Source organism: Microbacterium sp. GbtcB4 (genome assembly GCF_019091465.1).
Classification (GTDB): Bacteria; Actinomycetota; Actinomycetes; order Actinomycetales; family Microbacteriaceae; genus Microbacterium; species Microbacterium paraoxydans.
Genome location: NZ_JAGXJJ010000765.1, coordinates 1 through 230, shown reverse-complemented (window position 1 = coordinate 230; position 230 = coordinate 1). Strand labels below are relative to the sequence as shown.

Genomic DNA, 230 nt, shown 5'->3' with positions numbered 1-230 from the left:
CGGGTCGGGCCGTAGATGAGCGCGGCGCACAGGTATGCATGGCCCAGTAGGAGGCCGAAGTCCAGGCCGCCCCGCAGGCGCGACAGGAGATGGACGAGGAAGGAGACGGTCACCCGTTCTCCCTCGCCGAGGAAGAGGTTCACGATCTTCGACCCGGTGGGCCCGAACTCCAGCTCGAACGTGGCCGGCGGGCCCGGGCCGGGCCGGATCCCCTCGGGGGGCTGTGTCGC

1 pseudogene is annotated in these 230 nt (G+C 71.3%); it reads right to left on the bottom strand.

The window, feature by feature from the left end:
* Positions 1–230 (bottom strand): annotated as a pseudogene (locus KVS71_RS19555) (branched-chain amino acid ABC transporter permease); the annotation flags it as partial.